This is a genomic window from Ahniella affigens (genome assembly GCF_003015185.1).
GTDB classification, from domain to species: domain Bacteria; phylum Pseudomonadota; class Gammaproteobacteria; order Xanthomonadales; family Ahniellaceae; genus Ahniella; species Ahniella affigens.
In genome coordinates this window covers 1,735,552-1,758,828 of record NZ_CP027860.1, presented here as the reverse complement: position 1 = coordinate 1,758,828, position 23,277 = coordinate 1,735,552, and the positions used below count along the sequence as shown (strand labels likewise).

The following is a 23,277-nucleotide window of genomic DNA, read 5'->3' as shown; positions in this document are numbered from 1 at the left end:
TGAACTTGTTCAGAGGCTCCTTGGCGAAGATGAACGTGCTGCAAGCCCGAAGCTTGCGGCAAACCCGAAGCCTGCGGCAAGGCCGGTTCGCGGCTGAAGCCGCTCCCACAATCTAGCGGTCTCCTTGAGCTCGAGTGGCGAGTCTTGTGGGCCACTATCAGGCGAATTGCTTGGCGGCTGGCACCACCCACGGGCCAGCCGCGACGACCATCGGCTGACTTATTCCGGCTGGTAGATCTCGGCGCCCTGCTTTCGGAACTCTTCCGCCTTCTGCCGCATGCCTTCGGCCAATGCCTCTTGCTCGCTGAACCCAGACTCCGCGGCGAAATCACGCACGTCCTGGGTGATTTTCATCGAGCAGAAATTCGGGCCGCACATGGAGCAGAAATGCGCCTGCTTATGCGCGTCCTTCGGCAAGGTTTCGTCGTGGAATTCCTGCGCCTTCTCAGGGTCCAGACCGAGATTAAACTGATCCTGCCAGCGGAACTCAAAGCGCGCTTTGCTGAGTGCATTGTCACGCGCTTGCGCACCCGGATGGCCCTTTGCCAGATCCGCCGCGTGCGCAGCGATCTTGTAGGTGATGATGCCGTCGCGCACGTCTTGCTTGTTCGGCAGACCGAGATGCTCCTTCGGGGTCACGTAACACAGCATGGCAGTGCCGTACCAGCCGATCATCGCCGCGCCAATGGCGCTCGTGATGTGATCATAGCCCGGGGCGATATCGGTCGTCAGCGGACCGAGCGTATAGAACGGCGCCTCGCCGCACTCACGAAGCTGCTTGTCCATGTTCTCTTTGATCAGCTGCATGGGCACATGGCCCGGGCCTTCGATCATGGTTTGCACATCGTGCTTCCAGGCAATTTTGGTCAGTTCGCCGAGCGTTTCCAACTCGGCAAACTGCGCGCGGTCGTTCGCATCGGCAATCGAGCCAGGACGCAGGCCGTCGCCCAACGAGAACGCCACATCATAGGCCTTCATGATCTCGCAGATCTCTTCGAAATGCGTGTACAGGAAGCTCTCTTTGTGATGCGCGAGACACCACTTGGCCATGATCGAGCCGCCGCGGGAGACAATGCCCGTCACGCGTTTGGCCGTGTAGGGAATGTACGCTAGCCGCACGCCCGCATGAATCGTGAAGTAGTCCACGCCCTGCTCCGCCTGCTCGATCAGCGTGTCGCGGAAAATGTCCCACGTCAGCTCTTCGGCTCGGCCATGCACTTTCTCCAGCGCCTGGTAGATCGGCACCGTACCGATTGGCACCGGCGAGTTGCGCAGAATCCATTCACGCGTCTCGTGAATGTGCTTACCCGTTGAGAGATCCATGACGGTGTCAGCACCCCAGCGGATCGCCCACACCATCTTCTCGACTTCCTCGGCAATCGAACTCGTGACCGCCGAGTTACCGATGTTCGCATTGATCTTTACCCGGAAATTGCGGCCGATGATCATCGGCTCCGACTCCGGGTGATTGATGTTGTTCGGAATGATCGCACGGCCGCGCGCCACTTCGTCGCGGACAAATTCAGGCGTGATGAAGCCCGGGATCGCCGCCCCAAACGACTCACCCGGATGCTGACGGAGCAGCCCGAGCTCACGCAGCGACTCCAACTTTGCGTTCTCGCGAATCGCGATGTATTCCATTTCCGGCGTGATGATGCCGCGCCGCGCATAGTGCATCTGGCTGACGTTTTGACCCGATTTTGCGCGACGAACGGCGGGCTTTGCTGGAAAGCGGACTGAATCCAGGCCACGGTCGGAGGCACGCTTGCGCCCAAACTCCGAACTCAGGTCGGGCAGCAGATCGGTATCGCCGCGCTCAGCGATCCAGTTTGCACGAAGCGCCGCCAAACCCTTGGCCAGGTCGATGCGCGCATTCGGGTCCGTGTAAACGCCTGATGTGTCGTAAGCCGTAAACGGTGGATTCTTCTCGGCACCGAACATTTTGGGCGTATCGCTGACGGCGATTTCACGCATGGGGACTTTGAGGTCGGCGCGAGAGCCGCCCACATACACTTTGCGCGAGCCAGGGATCGGACGCGTGACGGATTCGCTCAGCGCTTCGGTGGCAGCAATGACTTCATTCAATTGTGCATTCATGGGCTTTTCTCCAGACGCAAGCAAGCCCATGCGGCGGCGGCAAACTGCCGAAACCGATGAAGCTCCCTACGCCGCGGTCAGACGGATCAGGTTCGAAGGGTGTTTCTCAGCCGGCGACCCCGTTCAGGCGGGCCGGCACCCCCGCTTCGGAGGGTGATGATAGCCAAATCCGCTGACTTCCGCTGGCCACGACTGAGTTACGGACCGTGAGCACACGCGACGCGCCACCGGGACCACCTGCGGTCATTCGCTGTGAGGGTGCGTCTGCACAGCGTCTTCACAAAAAACCCGACTGAAGACAGAAGCGAAAAACCGGCGAATGTCCTAAGCTGCAACGGGTAGCAGAGGGGATGATCTCATGCGTCGGTTTTGCATATCGATTGGATTGCTGGTTCTAAGCCAGGTGGGCTTCGCGCAAACGGTACAGCTGCGGTACCAAAGCTGGTCAGCTGATTTGGTCGCGGAAGACAAAGCCGTTATCGTGGATTTGCATGAAGACGGTGGCGTGCGGGTGCATCGGCCCGAACATTGGAAGCATCCCGGTGACTGCGCATTCCGACTGGACGACCGTTTGCATCAGGACTTGTTGGAAGCGTTGCAAACGGTGACTTGGCGTCAAAACCGCGGGCCGAACTTGGCGGAGCAGGTTGAATCTCTAGACAATGAACTAGCGCGCACGGCGGGCCAAGTGTTCGAACGCTCCGAAGCGGTACTGACCGTACTGACCCGTTACCCACTCAGACGGTCGACTGCTGAGATCTTCGCGTACCGTGATCTGGACTGGGACGCCAGTCGGCACCCCGATCTTCGCGAACTGCAGGAATGGCAGAGCCTGGCGCAAGCCATGTATGCACTCGCCACCGATTCGCGTTGCGTAGCGACCCAAAAGCAGGAGGCCAAGCCATGAGCATGAATCGATTGGCACTGGGCTTGAGTATCGCCCTGATGAGCTCGACCGGCACGGCGGGGACGTTCGTGTTCGCAGGTGAAGGCAATGGCGTCGACATGGTCGCGCATCCCGAGGGCTACTCAGGCACCGGCGGTGCCATCTCCGTCGACGTGTGCATCGAGCCGACTACCAATAATCAGACCGACATGGTCGTACCACTGCAGAACGCGATTGCCCACTGGAATCAGATGCAACAGTCGGTCGGCAATCTGCGCTCAGGTTCCGACAATCAGCTGACCGCAAGCCAGGTCGACTGGGAATCAACGATGATGCATGAGCTCGGCCATTGCATCGGGCTCGCCCACCCGAACCTGGCGAACGAATCAGGACTGACCGGCTCTGATCTCGAGTACACGAAGACCACGGATGGTGCGGACAATGCCTTCAATTTGACCATTGGCGCCGACAATGTTCGCGGGAGCGGCGACGATACGCGCGGCGATGACGTCAACATGCACTGGTACCGCCGAAACAGCAATAATCCATTCGCGCTGCAAGAGCCGCCGTTCGACTTCAGCACCTACGCCCGTGATCTGACGGCGCTGCCGGCTGGACAAACCTTTGCGGCGAATGGCGATCGGACGGTCTCTACCCTCCTCAGCGCCAGCGGCACCGAAGCGATCATGCAGCAGGGCCAGTTCTCCGATGAAGATCAGCGCACGCTGACTGCCGATGATGTGGCCACCTTGCGTCTCGCGCGGGCTGGCAACGACCGCACTGCAGGCAATGCCGACGACTACACGGTCCAATTGACGTACGGCGGCGTCGGAACGGGGTGCAAGATCACAGCAATCATCGACACGACGTTCACCGGTCTCGCAGTGTGCGAACTGGGCGGCAGTTTTTTGTCGGGAAATAACATCCAGATCACGAGTGCGCGCATGCGCTTCAGTTCGACCACCAACTGGCATTTCGCCACGATACGCGTGCCCGAGCCCGTCGCGGAAACCATCAATGTGGCCACCGGCGGCACTGCGACCACCACGAGCGGCGGCGCCAGCTCATTGTTGGCAAACGACACCCATCCGAATGGCACTGCACTCGTACTCAGCACGACTGCGTTTCCGGGCCCTGCGAATGGTTCGATCACGCTAAACGCGAATGGCACCTTCAGCTACACGCACAATGGCAACTCGGCAACGACCGATCGGTTTGTCTACCGCGTCTGCGCTAGTGGCAACACGAATGCCTGCAGCATGCAGCGTGTGGACATCACGATCAGCGGTGCCAGCAGTCTGATTTTTGCAAACGGCTTTGAGTAATTACGTACGGCGCAACAAGCAAAGCGCTTGGCGCTGCCAGCGCTCATCGCGTCTTGGTAAGTGCTCACCGCCACTTAGTAAAGTGGCGTGTAGCAGTCTGTAGCTAGCACGCATACTACTCAAAGCTATGGGCAAAGATTCGATTGTCGTCGTCCAGAATCGTGCCCAGGCCCTGACCGTCGGCCAATGTCGCATTGCTTGGGCTGCTCAAGTTGACGAACAGCGTCTCATCGGCCTCTTGCGCCGTGTCGCCATTGATCGTCACGTTGACGGACGCGCTGAGTTGCCCGGCCGGCAATGAAACCAAGCCGCTCGCGACCAGATAGTCGGCGTTCGCAGTCGTGGCAGTACCGTTTGCCGAATTGAACGTTGCGGTGACCAATTGGCTGCTGGCCGCACTCAAACTCACCGTAAACGTCATCAGCTTGGTGCCTGCGTTGCCTTCGGTCACGCTCGCATCGTTGATGCTGAGTGTCGGTGGGACATCGTCGTTCGTGATGGTCCCGGTGCCTTGGGCATCGACCGCCACCGCATTGACGACATTCGTGAGGTTGACAACAAACGTCTCGTTGGCCTCGATGGCGGTGTCGCCGTTGACCGTGACGTTGATCGTCGTACTGGTCTGCCCTGCGGCAATATTGCGCGATCCGGAGCTGCTCACGTAGTCCGAATTGGCCGTTGTCGCAGTCCCATCTGCGGTCGCAAAGTTGAACGTAACCGCCTGATTCGTGGCCGCGCTGAGGCTGACCGTAAACGTCGCCGTAGTGGTGCCCGCATTGCCTTCCGTGACGGACACGTCAGAAATGGTCAGATTCGGCGGAACGGCGGGAACCGGATAGACAAATGTGAGGGCCGCCAGGTCGTCGGGCTGCAACGTGGCACCCCGTCCATCGAGATGCGCAAACGCCCGCATGATGGCGTTATCGGCAGCACTGCCACCAGAGCAACTGCCCGTTGCCGAGTCGCCACACGAGTGCGCGAGCCCGACAACGTGCCCCATCTCATGCAGCATCACCTCGGCGCCATCCGCACCACTGTTGCCGTTGAACTCACAGCCGACGCCATCCTGCACCGTAATGCGGCCTTCGAAAGCGTTGTGATACTGCTGACCGTTGGAGTTCTGCAGGGCATTCGAGTAGCACGGGCCACCAAACGCGAGCGTGCCGCCGCCCGCACAGCTGTATGAACCCGCCAACTGATTCAACGGGTCGTTCCACAGCACGCTATGGCCATCCGAAACCAAGTCATTGCAGTGCGTGTCGGGCGACGCGATCGTGCCCGACGCGTGCGTCACGGTCAGCCGACTCCCAGCATCATTGGTCAACGCATTGGCGGCGTTCGTCAGCATGGTAAAGCGGTTTGCTGTGATCGTTGGATCACTGCCGACGGTCGACACCCAAAGCAGCGCCGTGTTCGTATCAAACTGAAACCAACGGATGGGTTGTGTGCTCGTCGTATCGCGCAGCAGATTGAACTTGGCCTGCTCGTTGGCAAACGCTGGCCCATCCAAGAAATACGGCGCATCGTCGGGTGCCGCGTCGGCGTCGCGCAGCCACATCTCGAAGCCCGCGGCATCGCGGACGCGCTGGTAGCTGCTATTGCGGGACTTGGGTGTCGCGCTGTCAGCGTCCAGATAGCGCATGTAAACACGCTGCCCGCCCACCGTTTGTTCAAAAAACACACCGAGGCTCAGCTGCATGGCCTGGTGAATGCCGTCACGGCGCACTGCCGCAAACAGCAGCACGCGTTCGCCAGCTTTCAGGGTCGGCACACCGTAGGCCATTTGCCCCGCACCATTGGGCAGTTCGCCCCCTGGCAGCGCCAGCACGATTGGTCGGTCGCGCAGCCGCCCTTGCAGCACGTTGCCAAGGCTGAGCCGATAGCGGGTTTCAATGCCGCCAGGGGTCGCAAAGCCGCCTAGCACTGCCTCAACGCGCGCGGTGTAGACCACCGGTGCCTGCGCGCGCAGGTCGGCGTCCCGCATCATGGTGTAACTGTAAGGCAGTGCGAGGTCAGTGCTCAGTAAGGCGGCGAGACCAAGCAGGAACGTAAGACCAAAGCGAAAGCGAGACATGGCGGGCTCCTGTTGGTAGATCGGTGCAGGAACCAACGCTTGAGCGCGCCGGATCGCACACCGCAAGTTGATGGTACTACTCCGCTTGCCGAGCAGTCGCATCGTGTTGAGGAGCCTCTGCACGCGCGCAGAGTCGACGCAAACCATGAATGGCCTGCCTGAAACCAATGACGTAAGTAATTGATTCTTTGGAACCGAGTCCGGATACGCACCACACTCGACGCGGGTCTGACGGTCCAGGGTGGACCGGTTCAAACCATCGCTAGACGATCACCGACGATTCCGCCGTGACAATCTGGAACACACTTGGTGACGAGCACGCGCCTTGCAGGTCGCGGAGCGCACGCGCAACGCCGCGCAGCGACCTTCAACCACCGACCGTTGCGTCGAGATCAGAACGGCCCAATCTCAGAACGGCCCAATCGCATTGATCTGGCCAATCAGCGTCGCCTTCTCCGCTTCGGCCAGCGGTTGGTGCCAATGTGCAATCAGATACTGATGCTGGGTCGGCACAAATCCAACCGCCATCACCACCTCCCAGGCACGGGCATCGCCACAGTGTCCGAAGAACGCCTTGCACTGGTCGGCGTATTTGACGAAGGCATATTTGAGAATGTGATGCAGAATGCCGCCATGTTCGCTGACCGTTGCGCGCTGCTTCTCGCTCATCAGGCGAATGACATCGCCATCGGTGCATGAGCCGCCAGACAGGAACACCTCGCCATGCGGCGTCATATGCGAATACCCGGCGACATGATAGGCGCCGTAGTTGTCCTGATAGAAGCACACCAGGTGCTTCTCGAAATCTGGCGGCTCTTGCCGATACTTGCGGCGAAATATCTTCAGGCCAAACGGATTCGAATGATCGACTTCGGTAATGAACAAGAACGAACGGAGCGCTTCAGGCAACTGATAACTCATGGACAGACTCAATCGATCAAAGACCAGGATAAGGTTTCGCCAGCAGCCAGCGGCACCAGCTGTTTCGCGCCAAATTCGAGGCTAGTCGGGATCGTCAAGGGCTTTCGCTCTAATCGAATTCGCCCGGCATTGCGCGGTAGCCCGTAGAAATCCGGGCCGAACCAACTGGCAAAGCCTTCGAGGCGATCAAGGCAACCGGCATTCTCGAACGCGGTCGCATACAACTCCAGCGCATGCAGGGCGGTATAGCAGCCCGCACAACCGCAGTCGGCCTCTTTGTCGGCCTTGCCATGCGGTGCCGAGTCGGTGCCCAGGAAGAAGCGCGGATTGCCGGAGGTTGCCGCGGCCACCAAGGCTTCGCGGTGATGCTCGCGCTTCAACACTGGCAGGCAGTAGTAATGCGGCCGCACGCCGCCTTTGAACAGGGCATTGCGGTTGTACAACAAATGATGTGCCGTAATCGTTGCTGCGACTCGACCTTCCGCTTCGGCCACGTAGGTGGCGGCTTCTGCCGTTGTGATGTGCTCGAATACGATGCGAAGGTTCGGGAAGTCGCGGCGCAGCGGTATCAGCACGTCATCGATAAAGACCTTCTCGCGATCAAACACATCGATTGCGGCATCCGTGACTTCGCCGTGTACGCAAAGAACGAGATCCGCCTCTTGCATCGCTTCCAGCGCCGCGCGGCAGTGCTTGAGATCGGTCACACCGAAATCGGAGTTGGTGGTTGCGCCCGCCGGATACAGTTTCACGGCGTGCACAAAGCCACTCTGCCGGGCCTTGGCGATTTCGTCGGGCTGCGTATTGTCGGTCAGATACAAAGTCATTAGCGGCTCGAAGTCCGAGCCCGCGGGAAGCGCGGCAACAATGCGTTGTCGGTAAGCCTCGGCCAACGCGACGGTTGTGACGGGCGGTTTGAGATTCGGCATCACGATCGCCCGCGCGAACTGGCGCGCGGTATCGGGCAGCACGGCGGCCAAAGCCTCGCCATCGCGAAGATGCAAGTGCCAGTCATCCGGGCGGGTCAATTCATAAGTCTGCATCGTGTCGGTCTTCACAAACATGAGCGTTGGAATTTACCAGTAGCCGGCCCTGCCATGACAGAATAGGCGCTTGCCCCGTGCGCTTTATCTCCAAAGGTTGTGTCATGAGCGTTGCCCCGATCGATTACTCCCAAATGCCCGATGCCCGCGGCCACTTTGGCCCCTATGGCGGTCAATTCGTTGCCGACACGCTGATGGCGCCATTGCAGGAACTGACAGCTGCCTACGAGCAGCTGAAACGGGATCCGGACTTGTTGGCCGAGCTGGATGATGATCTCGCCCACTACGTCGGTCGTCCCAGTCCGATCTATCACGCCCGCCGCCTCAGTTCGATCGTGGGTGGCGCGCAGATTCTGCTGAAGCGCGAGGACCTGAACCACACAGGTGCGCACAAGATCAACAACACCATCGGCCAGGCCCTGCTCGCCAAGCGCATGGGTAAGACCCGCATCATCGCCGAGACGGGCGCCGGCCAGCATGGCGTCGCCAGTGCCACGGTTGCGGCCCGCCTCGGATTGGAATGCGTTGTCTACATGGGCGCGACCGATATCGAACGCCAGGCGATCAACGTCTTTCGCATGAAGTTGCTCGGCGCTACGGTGGTGCCGGTGACCAGCGGTTCGCAGACGTTGAAAGATGCGCTGAACGAAGCGCTCCGCGATTGGGTCACGAATGTGCATCACACGTTCTACATCATCGGCACGGTTGCGGGTCCACATCCGTATCCGATGCTGGTACGAGATTTCAATGCGGTCGTTGGTCGTGAGGCCCGTGCGCAGATGCTGGCCGAGTACGGCCGGCTGCCGGATGCGATTACCGCTTGTGTCGGCGGCGGCTCGAATGCCATTGGTCTGTTCCATGCCTTTCTGAATGACCCGAGCGTCGCGATTTACGGTGCCGAGGCTGCTGGTCTTGGGCTCGAGACGGGTGAGCACGCAGCATCGCTTGCCGCCGGTCGGCCCGGCGTCCTGCATGGCAATCGCACGTACCTGCTCTGCGATGAAAACGGCCAAGTGCGCGACACACATTCCGTCTCGGCTGGCCTGGATTATCCGGGTGTGGGTCCCGAGCACGCCTGGCTGAAAGATACCGGCCGCGCGCAGTATCTCGGCATTACCGATGCCGAAGCCATGGCCGCGTTCCACCAACTGGCACGCGCCGAAGGCATTCTGGCTGCGCTGGAATCGAGTCATGCCGTGGCGCAGGGCATCAAGCTCGCCCGCGATCTGCCGAAGGACAAACTCGTGCTCGTCAACCTGTCTGGCCGCGGCGACAAGGACGTCCAGACCATTGCCCGCCTGGAAGGAATCAAGCTGTGAACCGTATCGACGCCTGCTTTGCCCGCCTCAAGGCCGAAGGCCGCACCGGCCTGATTCCGTTTGTTACGGCAGGCGACCCGCACCCGGACTGGACCGCCGACATTCTGCATGCCCTCGTCCGCGCTGGCGCGAGCTTGCTCGAGCTCGGGGTGCCGTTTTCCGACCCGATGGCCGATGGCCCGGTCATCCAGAAGGCCAGTGAACGCGCGCTCGCCCGCGGCGTGAACCTGAAACACACGCTGGACATCGTCAGCGCCTTTCGTCAGCAGGATCAGGAAACCCCCGTCGTGCTGATGGGCTACCTGAATCCCGTTGAGTATTTCGGCTACGAGGCCTTTGCCAAGGCCGCCGCCGACGCCGGCGTGGACGGCGTGCTGCTGGTCGATTGCCCCCCGGAGGAAGCCGAACAGGCCCACGCCTTACTTCGCCAGCACGGCATCCAGCAAATCTTTCTGGCATCGCCGACCACGACGGACGCCCGCATCGGCGCGATGGCCCGACTCGCCCAGGGCTATGTGTATTACGTGTCGTTTGCTGGCATTACGGGCGCCGACCGGCTGGTTCTGGACGATGCCAATGAGCGTATCGACCGTTTGAAACAGCTATTGCCTACCCCGCTGGCGGTCGGTTTTGGCATCAAGACCGCCGAGCAGGCTGCCGCATTCAAGGGCCACGCTGACGCCGTTGTGGTGGGAAGTGCCCTGGTCGAGGCCCTGTCCCATGCCAATTCACGTGACGAAGCAGCCACAATTGCGCAACAATTCATGCAGCCGCTGAGCAAGTCGCTGGCGGAATGACCTGATGAGTTGACAATCGATGGCTAGACCGTCCACGCACAGCGGCGCGCGCCGACCGGAGAGCGACCATGAATTGCATCCCCCTTACAGCGATGCCGACCCAATGAGTTGGCTCAGCAAATTGATGCCCAAGCGCATCCGCACCCAGGGTGGGGACAAGCGCAAAGTACCGGAAGGCCTCTGGGGCAAGTGTGATGGCTGCGGTGCCGTGCTGTACCAGCCCGAGCTCGAAGCAAACGCCCAGGTTTGCCCGAAATGCAGCTTCCACATGCCCATTGGCGCCCGCGAACGGATCCGGCGCTTGCTGGACGAAGGCACCGGCACCGAGATTGCGGCCGAACTCGGCCCGACCGATGCACTCGGCTTCAAGGATTCCAAAAAATACAAAGACCGCATCGTTTCGGCGCAGAAGCAAACCGGCGAGCGTGATGCCCTGATTGCGATGCACGGCCAGCTCAAAGGCATGGACGTGGCAGTCTGCGCGTTCGAGTTCTCATACATGGGCGGCTCGATGGGTTCGGTGGTCGGCGAGCGCTTCACCCGTGCGGCCGAGCATGCCCTGAAGCACGGCATGGCACTGATCTGCTTTTCTGCCACCGGTGGCGCACGCATGCAGGAAGGGCTGTTTTCGCTGATGCAAATGGCGAAGACCTCGGCTGCCCTCGCCCGCCTCCGTGATGCCGGCCTGCCCTACATCTCGGTGCTGACCCATCCCACCACGGGTGGCGTGTCGGCGAGCCTCGGCATGCTCGGCGATTTGAATATTGGCGAACCGCAGGCGCTGATCGGCTTTGCGGGTCCGCGCGTCATTGAGCAAACGGTGCGGGAAACGCTGCCAGAAGGGTTCCAGCGTTCGGAATTCCTGGTTGAGCACGGCGCGATCGATCTGATTGTTGATCGGCGCGAGATGCGTGATCGGCTGGCGCAGATCATCGCGCTGCTGATGAAAAAGCCGCGACCGGAAGTCTGATTGCCGCGCTGAACGCGCACGAGACGCCGAGTCGCGAGGCTCGGCGTTGTTGTTTATATGCCTCGCATTGGCCAACCCCCATGAACGAACCCTGGCAGCTGAGCGATTGGCTCAGGTTTCTGCAAACCCAGCATCCGACCGAGATTGAGCTCGGGCTCGAACGCGTTCGTGCCGTTTGGGAACGCCTGGGCGCGCCGTCCGTTGCAGCGCAAACCATCATTGTGGCGGGAACCAATGGCAAGGGCTCGACCGTCGGCTTTATCGATGCCCTCGCCCGCGCGCACGGCTGGCGGGTCGGACGCTATACATCGCCACACTTGCAGCATTTCAATGAGCGGATTGCCGTGCAAGGCGAGGACGTCAGCGATGCCAGATTGATCGCTACATTCGAACGCGTTCGCGCGGCGCAAGCGGATACGCGGCTGACTTATTTCGAATTCACGACGCTGGCTGCATTTTTGATATTTGCGGAGTCGGCTTTGGACCTCGCGGTGTTGGAGGTCGGGCTGGGTGGACGCCTGGATGCCGTCAATCTGATCGATGCCGACGTGGCGGTGCTGACCTCAGTCGACTTGGATCATCAAGACTGGCTTGGTGATACGCGCGAGTCGATTGGCTTTGAAAAGGCGGGCGTTTTTCGGCCAGGGAACCCTGCAATCGTCGGCTTCGCAGACGTCCCTGACAGCGTGCGTCAGCACGCGGCGCAAATCGGCGCACCCGTTTTTGTACGTGGCGAATCGGATCGCGTAACGGTACTGGCTGACACCTGGTCATTGCAGTCGGATGTATTGTCGTGGCTGGATCTGCCGAAGCCGCTGATGCCAGCGCCTGTGCAAGTCCAGAATGCCGCATCGGCTTTGTTGGCGCTGGCACGACTGCCAAGGCCACCGGCGCTTTCGCAAGATCCGTGCGCTGATGTGTTTTTGCATATGCAGACCCGTGGGCGCTTGCAAACATTGGCGATACAGGGCCGTGACGTCGTGTTCGATGTCGGCCACAACCCGGAGGCTGCGCGCGCCTTGGCTGCCTGGCTGGCGGTCGAACAGAAACGCGCGCCGGAGGCACTGACGTTTGCCGTGTTCAGCGTTCTTGCTGACAAGGATATTGCCGGCATTGCCGAAGCTTTGTCGGAGTCGATCGACCTGTGGTTTGTCTGCGGCCTCGATACGTTCAGCACGCGTGGTCGATCTGCCGAAGCGCTCGCAAACGCGTTACGCCGCGCGCTCGGAATGGGGCCGACTGCCCAGATTGTTCGCGCGCATGAGTCGCCTTCGGCAGCACTACAAGCTGCTTTGGAAACAGCCAACGATCAGGATCGAATTCTGGTGTTCGGATCGTTCGTGTTGCTGGAGCAATTGTTGCCGAGCTGATCCCGATGTCGAAAAGCCTTCAGTCCTGAATTGATCTAGCCGCAAGACCGGCTCCCTTTTGTGGGAGAGACTTCAGGCCCGAATTGATCTTGCGGCATCACTGTTAAATTTTTTGTGGGAGGGCCTTCAGGCCCGAATCAATCTTGCGGCACCGTTCGCGGCTGAAGCCGCTCCTACAAAAACCACCGGCCCGAACCAAACTTGCCGCATCACCGTTCGTTCTTTTGTGGGAGGGCCTTCAGGCCCGAAACAATCTTGCGGCATCGTTCGCGGCTGAAGCCGCTCCTACAAAACTCGGGCGATCTGCCGCTCCAGAAATTCGAAATAACCAGCCAGGTAGCTGCTGCCATGCGCCTGATCCAGCAGGAACGGATGCATCAACGTATGCCGGAGTACGACGATGCGATCAGTCTCATCTGGGCTTTCATGCAACGCGTCAGCTGGAAACCCCAATGTGGTCAGCATGCGCGCGGTCTCCGAAGGCCCCAACGCATCGGGCTTCAACGTCGTGATGGACCCGAAATACTCGCCCAGCTGCAGTGGCTTGCTGGGATCAGCACTCAACGCGTGATAGAGCGAGCGCATGAACCGGTTCATCAAAGCGGGATCTTGATTCCCGCGCGGGTTGATGGCGATACAAACCAAGTTGCTATCAGGCTGAAACGGCACGCTCGCCTGCACCACCTCGGCGCAGCGCGCAACAAAGCGTTCTGCCTCGGCCAGAAACACTTCGGTCGCGCGAATGCTCTGTGCCTGCAATCGTCCGAAGTGCGCGTAGTCGAGCGGCAGCGTCCGATGGGTCACATAGACCGCCGCCGCATTGGCGCCGGGCTTCGAACCTTCTGGGATATAGCGACCCAGCTGCCGATGCCGGGCGAAGAAATCGCCTTCGTCCTGCTCAGAGAACACGTAGTCGGCGGCTTCGGTCAGGAGTTCGATCGCGCGCTGATCGCGGCAAACAAAGGCGCCTGACCCGTACGGCAGATAACCCAATTTGTGCGGGTCAATCGTGATCGAATCGATCTCGGACAGACTGCTGACCGCCGCATGCACGGTCTGACTGGGAAAGCTTGCAAACTCCCGGCCAATCGCCTCTGCTGACCGAAGGGAGCCATCCTCAGCACGGAACAAGGTGCAGAGATAACCGCCCCATGCGGCGTCGACATGGACGGCAAAACCGAGCCCTTCCAAGTGCATCCGATTGCGCAAAGCAACCAGCCCGTCAATGGGATCGATCGTGCCGAACTCCGTACTACCAAACACGCCAACGCACATCAGCACCGCTTGCTGCTTGCTCCGACATGTCTCCAGCGCCTCGGCCAGCGCCGGCACATCCAAGCGCATCGCCTTACCCGGAATCAGCCGCAGCTGATCACGTCCCAGGCCCAGCATCTTCATGCCTTTGCTCCAAGAGTAGTGGGCCGTGGATGGCGCAAAGACGAGCGGTGGCGACAGACTGGGATGGGCTTTGAAGAACGCTTGAATCCCAAGTGTCTCAATGCGCGCAGCGGTCAACTGCTGCCGCCACCCTGCACGAGCGCCAGCGGGTAGCTCTGCAAGAAATGACTGCCAACGTGACAACAATCCAATGATTTCGGTGCCCGACAGATTGAAAGCGGCCCAGTCCGATTCCGGCAGTCCTGATATCGGCACGGCGGCCGCTCGAAGCGCGACTGGGAAGCACTTCATCGCCAGCGCGAGCCGGAGCCCTTGCACGTTGGCCAGGGTACCGCCCGAGGTCAGATGGCCAAATGCACAATCCGGCTGTTTGGGATCGGCGGGGAAACCGATCATCGCCGCCAACTGCAAACCGACTTTCAGTTCGAGATCAATCGTGACCGGCGCCGCATCGGCGCTGACGTTGTTTGGGTTGTAAGGCAAGGTCAGCATTTGCGCAGCCATGCCGGGAATCAACAAGTCACTGACCATGTGGCCGATGTAGCGCGGGCTGTGAAACGGCACGCTGCGCTTCAATGCAGCCGACAGCTGGTGCAACTCCTTTCTCAGTTTCGCTTCGAACGCAATGTATTCCGGCTGCCGATTCGCACCGGTCGGAATGACTGGGGCATCCTCAGGATGCAGGTTGCGCCGCCAATAAACGTGATCGCGCAGAAACCCAACGACCAGCGATTCGAGCAGGTCATCGTTCTCGCCGTAGGGGCCAAGGAAATACGGGTACAAACTAGGGTCGTTCATGGCAGCGCATCGGTTCGGCGGAATGGCGCGCATGATGCGGGGTTTGGCGGCCGCGACTTATGACTTGAGTCAATCGTTGGCAGGCTTTGCCGCCGTGATCAAAGATCTCAATGCAAGGTTGGCCTGGGCTCGGGCCTGCCAGGCAGTGTAAAAAGTTGGGCCGGGACAATGTTCGTTATTTCAACAAAATCTCTGCACAACTGAAAGAACTTCAAACCCACCCCGGATCAAGTCCGGGGTGACGAGAGGGGGATTGGGAGTCCAACGGAAACCGCCCGTCCCCCGTGACCGATGCCCTGGCTTTATCTCAATGGACACGCTCGCGATTCGTCACCTCGGACGTGATCCGAGGTCCAGGCAATCTGGCGACGCGCCGCCACCCGAAGCGCCCTCACCCAAAAGCGCACCAAAACAAAAACCCCGCGCTAGGCGGGGTCTTGTTCAAGGATCCAAAACCGGAGCGATCACGCCGCGCGCGAATGCCGTTTGCGATCGTTCTCGGTCAGGAATTTCTTCCGCAGACGAATCTGGTTCGGCGTCACTTCTACGAGCTCGTCGTCTTCGATGAACTCCAACGCCTGCTCCAGCGACATCTTCACCGGCGGCGTCAACGCGAGCGCATCGTCCTTGCCCGCGGCGCGGAAGTTGGTCAGCTGCTTCGCGCGCAGGGCATTGACGGTGAGGTCGTTGTCCTTCGCGTGAATGCCGACAATCTGGCCTTCATAGATCTCCTGCAGCGGCTCGATCAACAGCCGACCGCGCTCCTGCATCGAGAACTGCGCATACGCCGGCGACGGACCCTGACCATTCGAGATCATCACGCCATTCGGGCGCTTGCCGATCGCGCCTTCCGCCTTCGGACCGTAATGATCGAAGACATGGAACAGCAAACCGGTACCAGCCGTAATCGTGCGGAACTCCGTCTGGAAGCCAATCAGCCCACGCGCCGGAATGACGTATTCCAGACGCACACGACCGCGACCATCGGGCTCCATGTTCTTAAGCTGCGCCTTGCGCTCGCCAAGTCGCTGCATGACGCCGCCCTGAAACTGTTCTTCCAAGTCGACGACCAGCTGCTCGTAAGGCTCGCTCATTACGCCATCGATTTCCTTGGTGATGACTTCAGGGCGCGACACGGCGAGCTCGTAGCCTTCACGCCGCATGTTTTCGATCAGAATCGACAAGTGCAGTTCGCCGCGACCGGAGACCTTGAATTTCTCGGCCTCGTCGGTGTCTTCCACACGCAACGCGACGTTGTGCATCAGCTCGCGCTGGAGACGGTCACGCAGCTGGCGGCTGGTCAGGAATTTGCCACCGGAGTGTTCTTTGTTACCCGCGAACGGCGAGTTGTTGACCTGAAAGGTCATGCTGATCGTTGGTTCATCGACGGTCAACGCAGGCAAGGCTTCCGGTGTATCGAGTGCACACACCGTATCGGAGATGCCAAGCCCTTCGATGCCGTTGATCGCAACGATGTCGCCGGCTTGCGCTTCCGGCACTTCACGACGCTCCAAGCCCATGAAGCCCAGCACTTGCAGCAGGCGACCGTTGCGCTTGACGCCGTGACGGTCGACGATACTGACCGGCGTGTTCGGCTTGATGCGGCCACGCTGAATGCGACCAATGCCGATCAGGCCGACGTAGTTGTTGTAGTCCAGCTGGCTGATGCGCATCTGGAACGCACCTTCCGGATCCACCTTCGGCGCTTCGACGTGCTTGACGATCGCTTCGAACAGCGGGTCCATGTTGCCCGAACGCACGTCTGGGTCCATGCCCGCGTAGCCATTCAGGGCCGACGCGTACACGGTCGTGAAATCGAGCTGCTCATCGGAGGCACCGAGGCGGTCGAACAGATCGAACGTGGCATTGAGCACGTAGTCCGGGCGCGCACCCGGGCGGTCGATCTTGTTGATGACGACGATCGGCTTGAAGCCCATCGCGAACGCCTTCTGCGTCACGAACCGCGTTTGCGGCATTGGGCCATCGAACGCGTCGACCAAGATCAGCACGGAGTCGACCATGGACAGCACGCGCTCGACTTCGCCACCAAAGTCAGCATGGCCTGGGGTATCGACGATGTTGATGCGGTAATCGCGCCAGGTGATCGCCGTGTTCTTGGCCAGAATCGTGATGCCACGTTCCTTTTCGATGTCGTTCGAGTCCATCACTCGGTCCGGCACGATGGCGCGCTCGTTCAAGGTGCCCGACTGCTTCAGCAGTTGGTCCACCAGCGTGGTTTTGCCATGATCGACGTGCGCGACGATCGCGATATTGCGGAGTTTCTGAATCGACATGCGGGCAGGCCGCGGACGTTTGCCGTCGCGGTCTCGGTTGGGGAGTTAGACGCGGGAGTATAGCCACAAACAACTGAGTTCCTGAACCAGATCCGGGTTTTGTTCAGAAAGTCCGCGCCGGTCGGCAGAGGAGCCCATCAAATGGCCGTTCTGGACCGACATGCGAGCCTGCTAACGTAGGCAGGATGAGTCAGCCCGATACCCGCCCGTTTGCACTCGCCCTGATGGGCCCGACCGCCAGCGGCAAGACCCAGGCCGCACTGGACGTGGCGACGCGCTGGCCGGCCCACCTGATCAGTGTCGATTCCGCACTCGTCTACCGCCATCTTGATGTCGGGAGTGCCAAACCGGATGCGGCCACGCGCGCGCGATTTCCGCACGCATTGATCGACATCTGCGAACCCTGGCAGCCCTACTCGGCTGCTGATTTCGCCCGCGATGCCCGGGTCGAGATCGACCGCGCGCTGGCCCAGGGCAAGATGCCCGTTCTGGTCGGTGGCACCGGGCTCTACTTTCGCGCGCTGACCGAAGGACTATCGGACTTGCCCGAGTCCGATCCGCAGATCCGCACAGAACTGGACGCCGAACTCGCTGCCCGTGGCCTTGGCGCCTTGCATGCGCGCTTGCAAACACTGGACCCCAAAGCGGCGAGCAAGATCCACCCGAACGACCCACAACGCACGCTGCGCGCCCTCGAAGTCATTCAACTGACCGGCCAGCCGCTCAGTACGCTCCAAGGTCAACGGCGTGCTGATCTGCCCGTACGCCTGCTCAAGCTGGTGCTGTGCCCGGCCGATCGCGGATTGCTGCATGCACGTATCGCGATCCGCTTCGAGCAGATGCTGACGGACGGATTGATTGCCGAAGTCGAGAAATTGCGTGCGATGCCGAATGTTCATGCCGATCTGCCCGCACTGCGGGCGGTCGGTTATCGACAGACCTGGGAGGCACTGGATGGATCGATCCCGATGCGCGAGCTCTGCGACCGCGGCATCTTCGCTACGCGCCAACTGGCCAAACGGCAGATCACCTGGCTGCGTGCGGAAGCCGACGCGTACTGGCTCGATTCCAGCCAAGCCGACTTCTTGAGCGAGTTACTGCGTCGCGTCGCCCTCGCCCGCGATTGATTGGCGACCGCATTGAATGATTCAACCTGTGACCCGCTAGACAGTTTCGAGGCGCCGAACGGCATGCCTTCTGCAGCCCACCTCACAATCTGACACAGCCGCTTTGCCTATTCTTTTTGCTGGCTGAAGCGCGTGTCCCGACCTGCCGCTTGGCAGCACGGTCAGCACAACATCGGATTGGTGAGGGAGCATTTCGCAATGAAACTGGCACGTTGGAGCGCAAGCATGCTGCTGGCCTTGGGATTCGTCGCCCAGGCACCGGCAGGCACACTGATCATGTCAGGAGATTTCGACTCCGCAGCAGAAGGTCCGCATAATGATTACGAAGCGGCCCGCTTTTTAACTCAGGCGACGTTTGGCCCTACACCGAACGAAATCGGGCGGCTTCGGCAGATGGGTTACAACGCTTGGCTGAATGAGCAATTCGGCACGGCCAATTCAGGCCACCGCGCCTACCTCAATCAGATTGCGGCCGACCCCGATATCGACATCTACCAGAACGTCCGCCGCGAGGGCTGGATGCAACGGGCGATGTTCGCGCCCGACCAGCTTCGGCAACGCACGGCGTTTGCGCTGAGCGAAATTCTGGTCACGTCCGATAAGGCCGGCAGCCTCGGCGGTGAACCGTTTGCGCTCGCGCACTACTACGACATCCTGGCGAATCAAAGCTTCGGCAACTACCGCGAAGTTCTGGAGCAAGTCACCCTGTCACCGGTGATGGGCTACTACTTGTCGATGTTCCGCAACCGCAAACCGGATGTCGCCAACAACATTCGCCCGGACGAGAACTATGCGCGCGAAATCATGCAGTTGTTCTCGATCGGACTGGTACAGCTGAATCTCGACGGTACGCCCGTATTGGTGAATGGCCAGACGGTCCCTACCTATAACCAGGAGACCATTCGCGGCTTTGCCCATGTGTTCACCGGATTTGCCTGGAACAACTGCCCGGTCCGCGACTTTGATTGGTGCGGCCCAGGTTCGACCGGCGACCAATGGTTCGTTGAGATGGCCGCACCGCAAGGCAACGGCTGGGACAATTTGCCGCTGACGTATCACGCCTATGAAGGCAATAAGCAACTGCTGAACTACCCCGGCGTGACCCTGCCAAACGGCGTCATGACGGCGCAGCCCACCTACCCGGGCAATACGCAGACGCCCCGCCAGAATCTCGAGACCGCGCTCGACAATATCTTCCGCCACCCGAATGTCGGCCCGTTCGTCAGCAAACTGCTCATCCAACGATTCGTCTCAAGCAACCCAAGTCCTGCTTATGTTGGACGCGTCGCGGCCGTATTCAACAACAACGGCAGTGGCGTGCGCGGCGACTTGCGTGCGGTGGTGCGCGCGATCCTGACCGACACCGAGGCGCGTACCGTCCCGACTGATGCGAGTGGTCGTGGCAAGCTGCGCGAGCCCATTATCCGGGTCACGCAACTGTGGCGCGCACTCGGTGCGACGAACCGCACCAATCGAATCCAGGATTGGTACATCCATTGGCCTGGCAACTCGATTCCGCAGTACGCGCTAGGCTCGAACACCGTGTTCAATTTCTTTCTGCCCGATTACATCCCACCGGGCGAAGCCGCCACCTCCAACTTGCACGCGCCGGAATTTCAGATCCAAACGGACAACAATGTCGTCGCCTTCAGCAACGTGCTGGATGGCTTGTCGCGCTGGCAATACACGGGCAATAGCTCAGAATGGCTCGACCGCGACCTGATGCTCAACAACCTCGACAGCCTGCGGAATCTGCGTACCAATCCGGACGCCTTGCTGGAGCGCCTCGACGTGCTGTTCATGTCGGGCCAGATGAGCCCGCACATGCGAACGGTGGTGAAGAACTACATTCTGACCTTTGGTGCCGAAGAAGAAGGTGGTTACAAACGGGTCGCCGAGGCGATCTGGATGATCGTGATGAGTCCCGAATACGTGATCGAGAAATAAGGAACGAACCATGAAACGTCGCGATTTTCTCCGTCACAGCGCCTCAATCACTGCATCGAGTGCTGCATTCACTGCCCTTTCGGCCAAGTTCAATCTCGCCCATGCTGCCTCCCGCGAACTATTGGGTGGCAACGAATACCGAGCGCTCGTGTGCGTGTTTTTTTACGGCGGCAACGATTCGTTCAACATGATCGTTCCCTTTGATCAGTCGCCATACAACACCTATGCCGCCACGCGCGGCGGCATTGCGGTGCCACGCAACCAACTGCTGACGTTGACACCCACCGCAAGTGGCGCCGCTTACGGACTGCATCCCTCGATGCCCGAACTCCGGAGCCTGTTCAATCAGGCCAACAGTCCGCTCGCGATTGTCGCCAATACCGGCCCATTGCTGCACCCAATCACGAAGACGCAATACACGAACGGCAGCGTCGCGACCCCACCACAACTGTTTTCGCATGAAGACCAGAGCACGTTTTGGCTGAGCCCCACTGCCAACACCATCGATCGCCAAGGCTGGGGCGGACTGCTCGCTGATGAGTTCAGCGCGCAGAATCAGAACCAGAATCTCGCCATGACCATCTCGACCGATGGCGAAAACGTCTATCAGGCCGGCAACCAAGTGGTGCCCTACTTCTTGAGTCCTTGGGGCGTGGACACCATTGGCGCGATCGACACATCCTGGCAGGAACCGATCAATCGTCGTAATGCCTTCAATCAGTTGCTCAACGGACCACTCGATCATCCCCTCGAACGCGCCTACCGGGATGGCTTCAATCGCACCGTCAGCAACTATACGCAGATGCAAACGGCACTGAGTTCTGCTGCCGTCACGCAATACAACACCACATTCAACACCTTGTTCGGCCCGGACGATGGCGCCGGCTCGCCGGATTACTTGGGCCGTCAGTTGAAAATGGTTGCACGGGTCATCGCCGCGCGGAGCGTGCTGCAAATGACGCGCCAGATCTTCTTTGTTGGCATCGGCGGATTCGACAACCACGATAACCAGTTGACCGACCATCCCACGTTGCTGGCGTCCATCTCGAAGTACCTGAGCGCGTTCTACCAGGCCACAGGTGCGATGGGCGTGCAAAACAACGTCGTGACGTTTACAGCGAGCGAATTCGGTCGTACTTTGTCGAACAACGGCGATGGCACGGACCACGGCTGGGGTGGGCATCACTTTGTGCTCGGCGGCGGCGCTCTCAGCGGCGGAGGCGGCGGCCCCGTCCGCGGCGGTCGCTTCTATGGCTTGTTCCCAAGCCTTGCCGCAAGTGACAACAATCCCGATGACGCCGGTTGGGGTCAGATCATTCCGACCACGTCAGTCGATCAATACGCTTGGACGCTCGCGCGCTGGTACGGGCTGCCCGATGGCGCTGCCGGGCGCGATTTGATTTTCCCGAACGCCACGCGCTTCACCGATCGCACGCCAAGTGGCACGGGTCAGCCGCATTTGGGCTTCCTGGGCTGACGCGGCACGGCACTACTCTGGCAGGCGCGCACTACGATCACGCCTGCCAGCGCTTATCCCGACGAAGGTTTGAATCGAGCCGCACGAACACCAGATCGACTTGCCAAAGCGCCCGGTCCAATGGGCGCCGTGTCAAGCCGGCGACATCGAATGCGACAAAATCGCGCGAGCGCAGCCAAGCGATCACTTCGTCAAGCAACGGTACGCCAACGTGGATATCGAGCAGATTCACTTCCAGAATCAACACTTCGGCGGCGCTCAGCAGACGCTGGCCGCCTTGCAGGATCGCCAACTCGTAGCCCTGTACGTCTAATTTCAGCAACTGTGCGGGCGGAGCCTGAGTGTCAGTCTGCCAGTCGTCCAGTGAGCGCGTGACGAGTTGCACCGTTGCCTCGGCCGCTTGTTCGCGCTCCGCCAAGACGCTGGATGCTGTTTCGCGCAGGCTGAGTTCGACTGTGTCCCCCGATTTGGGACCCAGCACGAGCGGGTACGCGCGAATGTTGGATTGACTGCCAAATCGCGCCTGAATCGCTTCCGCGCGGCCAGGCTGAGGCTCGAAGCAACTGATCGCGGCAGCGGGCCACACCGCACCGACAAGCGCAGCGAAATCGCCCTGGTAGGCTCCAATATCAAGCACATGATCAGGCCGAAAACCGGCTTGCTGCAGACGTCGGAGACTGTCGCCCATCTCGGGAACGCCCCAGCGTCGGCGCAGGTGATCAGCGATTCTGGATTTCAAAGCGCGCAGCATGATTGGCGATGACGTTCCGGTTCGGGGGGCTTCGGTCGGGCGTCGAGGGTAGCAGGCTCACCCAGAGTCGGCCTGTGCCTGCGATCGGACCCACGCTCTGCGGAATACCGTTGCCAAGTCGCGAGGGCTTGCCGCGGCTGTGGCCAGGCCTTGAGCTTCTGCAAACCGTCCCAATTCAAAGCATTCCGAACGAGGACCCCTCCCATGCCGTTCCAACTTGCACAAATCAATGTGGCCTTGGCCAAGGACGACCTGAATTCACCTGCGTTGGCGGGATTTGTCAGTCAACTGGCGGAGACCAATGAGCGTGCGGAAGCATCGCCCGGCTTTGTCTGGCGACTCAAGGACTACGGCGACGCCAACACAATCCAAATCGAGGACAACCCACGACTGATCGTCAACATGAGCGTTTGGGAAACGTTGGAATCACTACGCCATTTCGTCTACAAAACGCCGCACATCGGCCTGATTCAAGCTCGCGCGCAGTGGTTCGAAAAGCTCGATCAGGCGCACACGGCACTGTGGTGGCAACCGAGTGGCCATCCGCCAACCCTGGCGGAAGGCCTAGAACGCCTGAATCACTTGCGTGCGCACGGTCCAACAGCAACCGCATTCACGTTCGGAAAGTTATTTCCGAGTGCGTAGCGCTGGTCTGAAGTAGTCCATCCTGGAGGTTCAGATCC

Annotated in this window: 17 protein-coding genes and 1 riboswitch; of the genes, 10 read left to right on the top strand and 7 right to left on the bottom strand. The window is 60.2% G+C overall.

Annotation, left to right across the window (positions count from 1 at the left end; all coding sequences use genetic code 11):
- Positions 1-219: 219 nt before the first annotated feature.
- Positions 220-2,097, bottom strand: a complete 1,878-nt coding sequence (gene thiC / locus C7S18_RS06870; protein WP_106893945.1) for a phosphomethylpyrimidine synthase ThiC — start codon at positions 2,095-2,097, stop codon at positions 220-222.
- Between the two features lie 46 nt (positions 2,098-2,143).
- Positions 2,144-2,250: riboswitch (TPP riboswitch) on the bottom strand.
- A gap of 205 nt (positions 2,251-2,455) precedes the next feature.
- Here thiC and C7S18_RS06865 point away from each other — a divergent pair.
- Both C7S18_RS06865 and C7S18_RS06860 read left to right on the top strand, forming a co-directional pair.
- A complete protein-coding gene (locus C7S18_RS06865) occupies positions 2,456-3,004 on the top strand; it encodes a hypothetical protein (protein WP_146151799.1) in 549 nt (182 codons plus the stop codon).
- Positions 3,001-4,308: an Ig-like domain-containing protein gene (locus tag C7S18_RS06860; RefSeq protein WP_106890859.1), complete on the top strand. Its 1,308-nt coding sequence runs from the start codon at positions 3,001-3,003 to the stop codon at positions 4,306-4,308. Before C7S18_RS06865 ends, C7S18_RS06860 begins: the two co-directional genes overlap by 4 nt.
- A 115-nt stretch (positions 4,309-4,423) precedes the next feature.
- Here C7S18_RS06860 and C7S18_RS06855 read toward each other — a convergent pair whose 3' ends face one another.
- From C7S18_RS06855 to pyrC, 3 genes are all read right to left on the bottom strand, one after another.
- Complete coding sequence (locus tag C7S18_RS06855; RefSeq protein WP_170113152.1) at positions 4,424-6,382, bottom strand: Calx-beta domain-containing protein; 1,959 nt, start codon at positions 6,380-6,382, stop codon at positions 4,424-4,426.
- A gap of 408 nt (positions 6,383-6,790) precedes the next feature.
- Entirely contained in the window at positions 6,791-7,303 is a 513-nt protein-coding gene (locus C7S18_RS06850; protein ID WP_106890857.1) for a hypothetical protein, read from the bottom strand.
- Positions 7,304-7,311: 8 nt separating this feature from the next.
- Positions 7,312-8,367 (bottom strand): dihydroorotase, encoded by a 1,056-nt coding sequence (gene pyrC / locus C7S18_RS06845; protein WP_276309427.1) that lies wholly within the window; start codon positions 8,365-8,367, stop codon positions 7,312-7,314.
- Positions 8,368-8,450: 83 nt separating this feature from the next.
- Here pyrC and trpB point away from each other — a divergent pair, with 83 nt between their 5' ends.
- The 4 genes from trpB (at position 8,451) to C7S18_RS06825 (ending at position 12,802) form a co-directional block, all read left to right on the top strand.
- Positions 8,451-9,665 carry a tryptophan synthase subunit beta gene (gene trpB, locus C7S18_RS06840; RefSeq protein WP_106890856.1) on the top strand — a complete coding sequence of 405 codons (1,215 nt, stop codon included), beginning with the start codon at positions 8,451-8,453 and terminating at the stop codon, positions 9,663-9,665.
- Entirely contained in the window at positions 9,662-10,462 is an 801-nt protein-coding gene (gene trpA / locus C7S18_RS06835) for a tryptophan synthase subunit alpha (protein ID WP_106890855.1), read from the top strand. Before trpB ends, trpA begins: the two co-directional genes overlap by 4 nt.
- Positions 10,463-10,565: 103 nt before the next feature.
- The gene (gene accD / locus C7S18_RS06830) at positions 10,566-11,432 is read left to right on the top strand and encodes an acetyl-CoA carboxylase, carboxyltransferase subunit beta (RefSeq protein ID WP_106890854.1); all 867 of its coding nucleotides are present in this window, start codon (positions 10,566-10,568) and stop codon (positions 11,430-11,432) included.
- A gap of 80 nt (positions 11,433-11,512) precedes the next feature.
- The gene (locus C7S18_RS06825) at positions 11,513-12,802 is read left to right on the top strand and encodes a bifunctional folylpolyglutamate synthase/dihydrofolate synthase (protein ID WP_106890853.1); all 1,290 of its coding nucleotides are present in this window, start codon (positions 11,513-11,515) and stop codon (positions 12,800-12,802) included.
- 285 nt (positions 12,803-13,087) lie between these two features.
- Here the strand turns inward: C7S18_RS06825 and C7S18_RS06820 are convergent, their stop codons facing one another.
- Positions 13,088-14,998, bottom strand: coding sequence for a pyridoxal phosphate-dependent decarboxylase family protein (locus tag C7S18_RS06820; RefSeq protein ID WP_240623992.1), 1,911 nt, complete (start codon positions 14,996-14,998; stop codon positions 13,088-13,090).
- Between the two features lie 464 nt (positions 14,999-15,462).
- Positions 15,463-17,292, bottom strand: a complete 1,830-nt coding sequence (gene typA / locus C7S18_RS06815) for a translational GTPase TypA (protein ID WP_106890851.1) — start codon at positions 17,290-17,292, stop codon at positions 15,463-15,465.
- Between the two features lie 185 nt (positions 17,293-17,477).
- Between typA and miaA the strand changes: the two genes are divergently transcribed.
- The 3 genes from miaA to C7S18_RS06800 all read left to right on the top strand — a co-directional run bounded on the left by miaA (position 17,478) and on the right by C7S18_RS06800 (position 21,843).
- Positions 17,478-18,419 (top strand): tRNA (adenosine(37)-N6)-dimethylallyltransferase MiaA, encoded by a 942-nt coding sequence (miaA, locus tag C7S18_RS06810; protein ID WP_106890850.1) that lies wholly within the window; start codon positions 17,478-17,480, stop codon positions 18,417-18,419.
- Between the two features lie 225 nt (positions 18,420-18,644).
- On the top strand, positions 18,645-20,366 hold the full coding sequence (locus tag C7S18_RS06805) for a DUF1800 domain-containing protein (protein WP_170113151.1): 1,722 nt from the start codon (positions 18,645-18,647) through the stop codon (positions 20,364-20,366).
- A gap of 10 nt (positions 20,367-20,376) precedes the next feature.
- Positions 20,377-21,843 (top strand): DUF1501 domain-containing protein, encoded by a 1,467-nt coding sequence (locus C7S18_RS06800; RefSeq protein ID WP_106890848.1) that lies wholly within the window; start codon positions 20,377-20,379, stop codon positions 21,841-21,843.
- Positions 21,844-21,880: 37 nt separating this feature from the next.
- Here the strand turns inward: C7S18_RS06800 and C7S18_RS06795 are convergent, their stop codons facing one another.
- Positions 21,881-22,594 (bottom strand): FkbM family methyltransferase, encoded by a 714-nt coding sequence (locus C7S18_RS06795; RefSeq protein ID WP_106890847.1) that lies wholly within the window; start codon positions 22,592-22,594, stop codon positions 21,881-21,883.
- A 204-nt stretch (positions 22,595-22,798) separates the two neighbouring features.
- Between C7S18_RS06795 and C7S18_RS06790 the strand changes: the two genes are divergently transcribed.
- Complete coding sequence (locus C7S18_RS06790; protein WP_106890846.1) at positions 22,799-23,239, top strand: DUF3291 domain-containing protein; 441 nt, start codon at positions 22,799-22,801, stop codon at positions 23,237-23,239.
- Positions 23,240-23,277 lie beyond the last annotated feature (38 nt).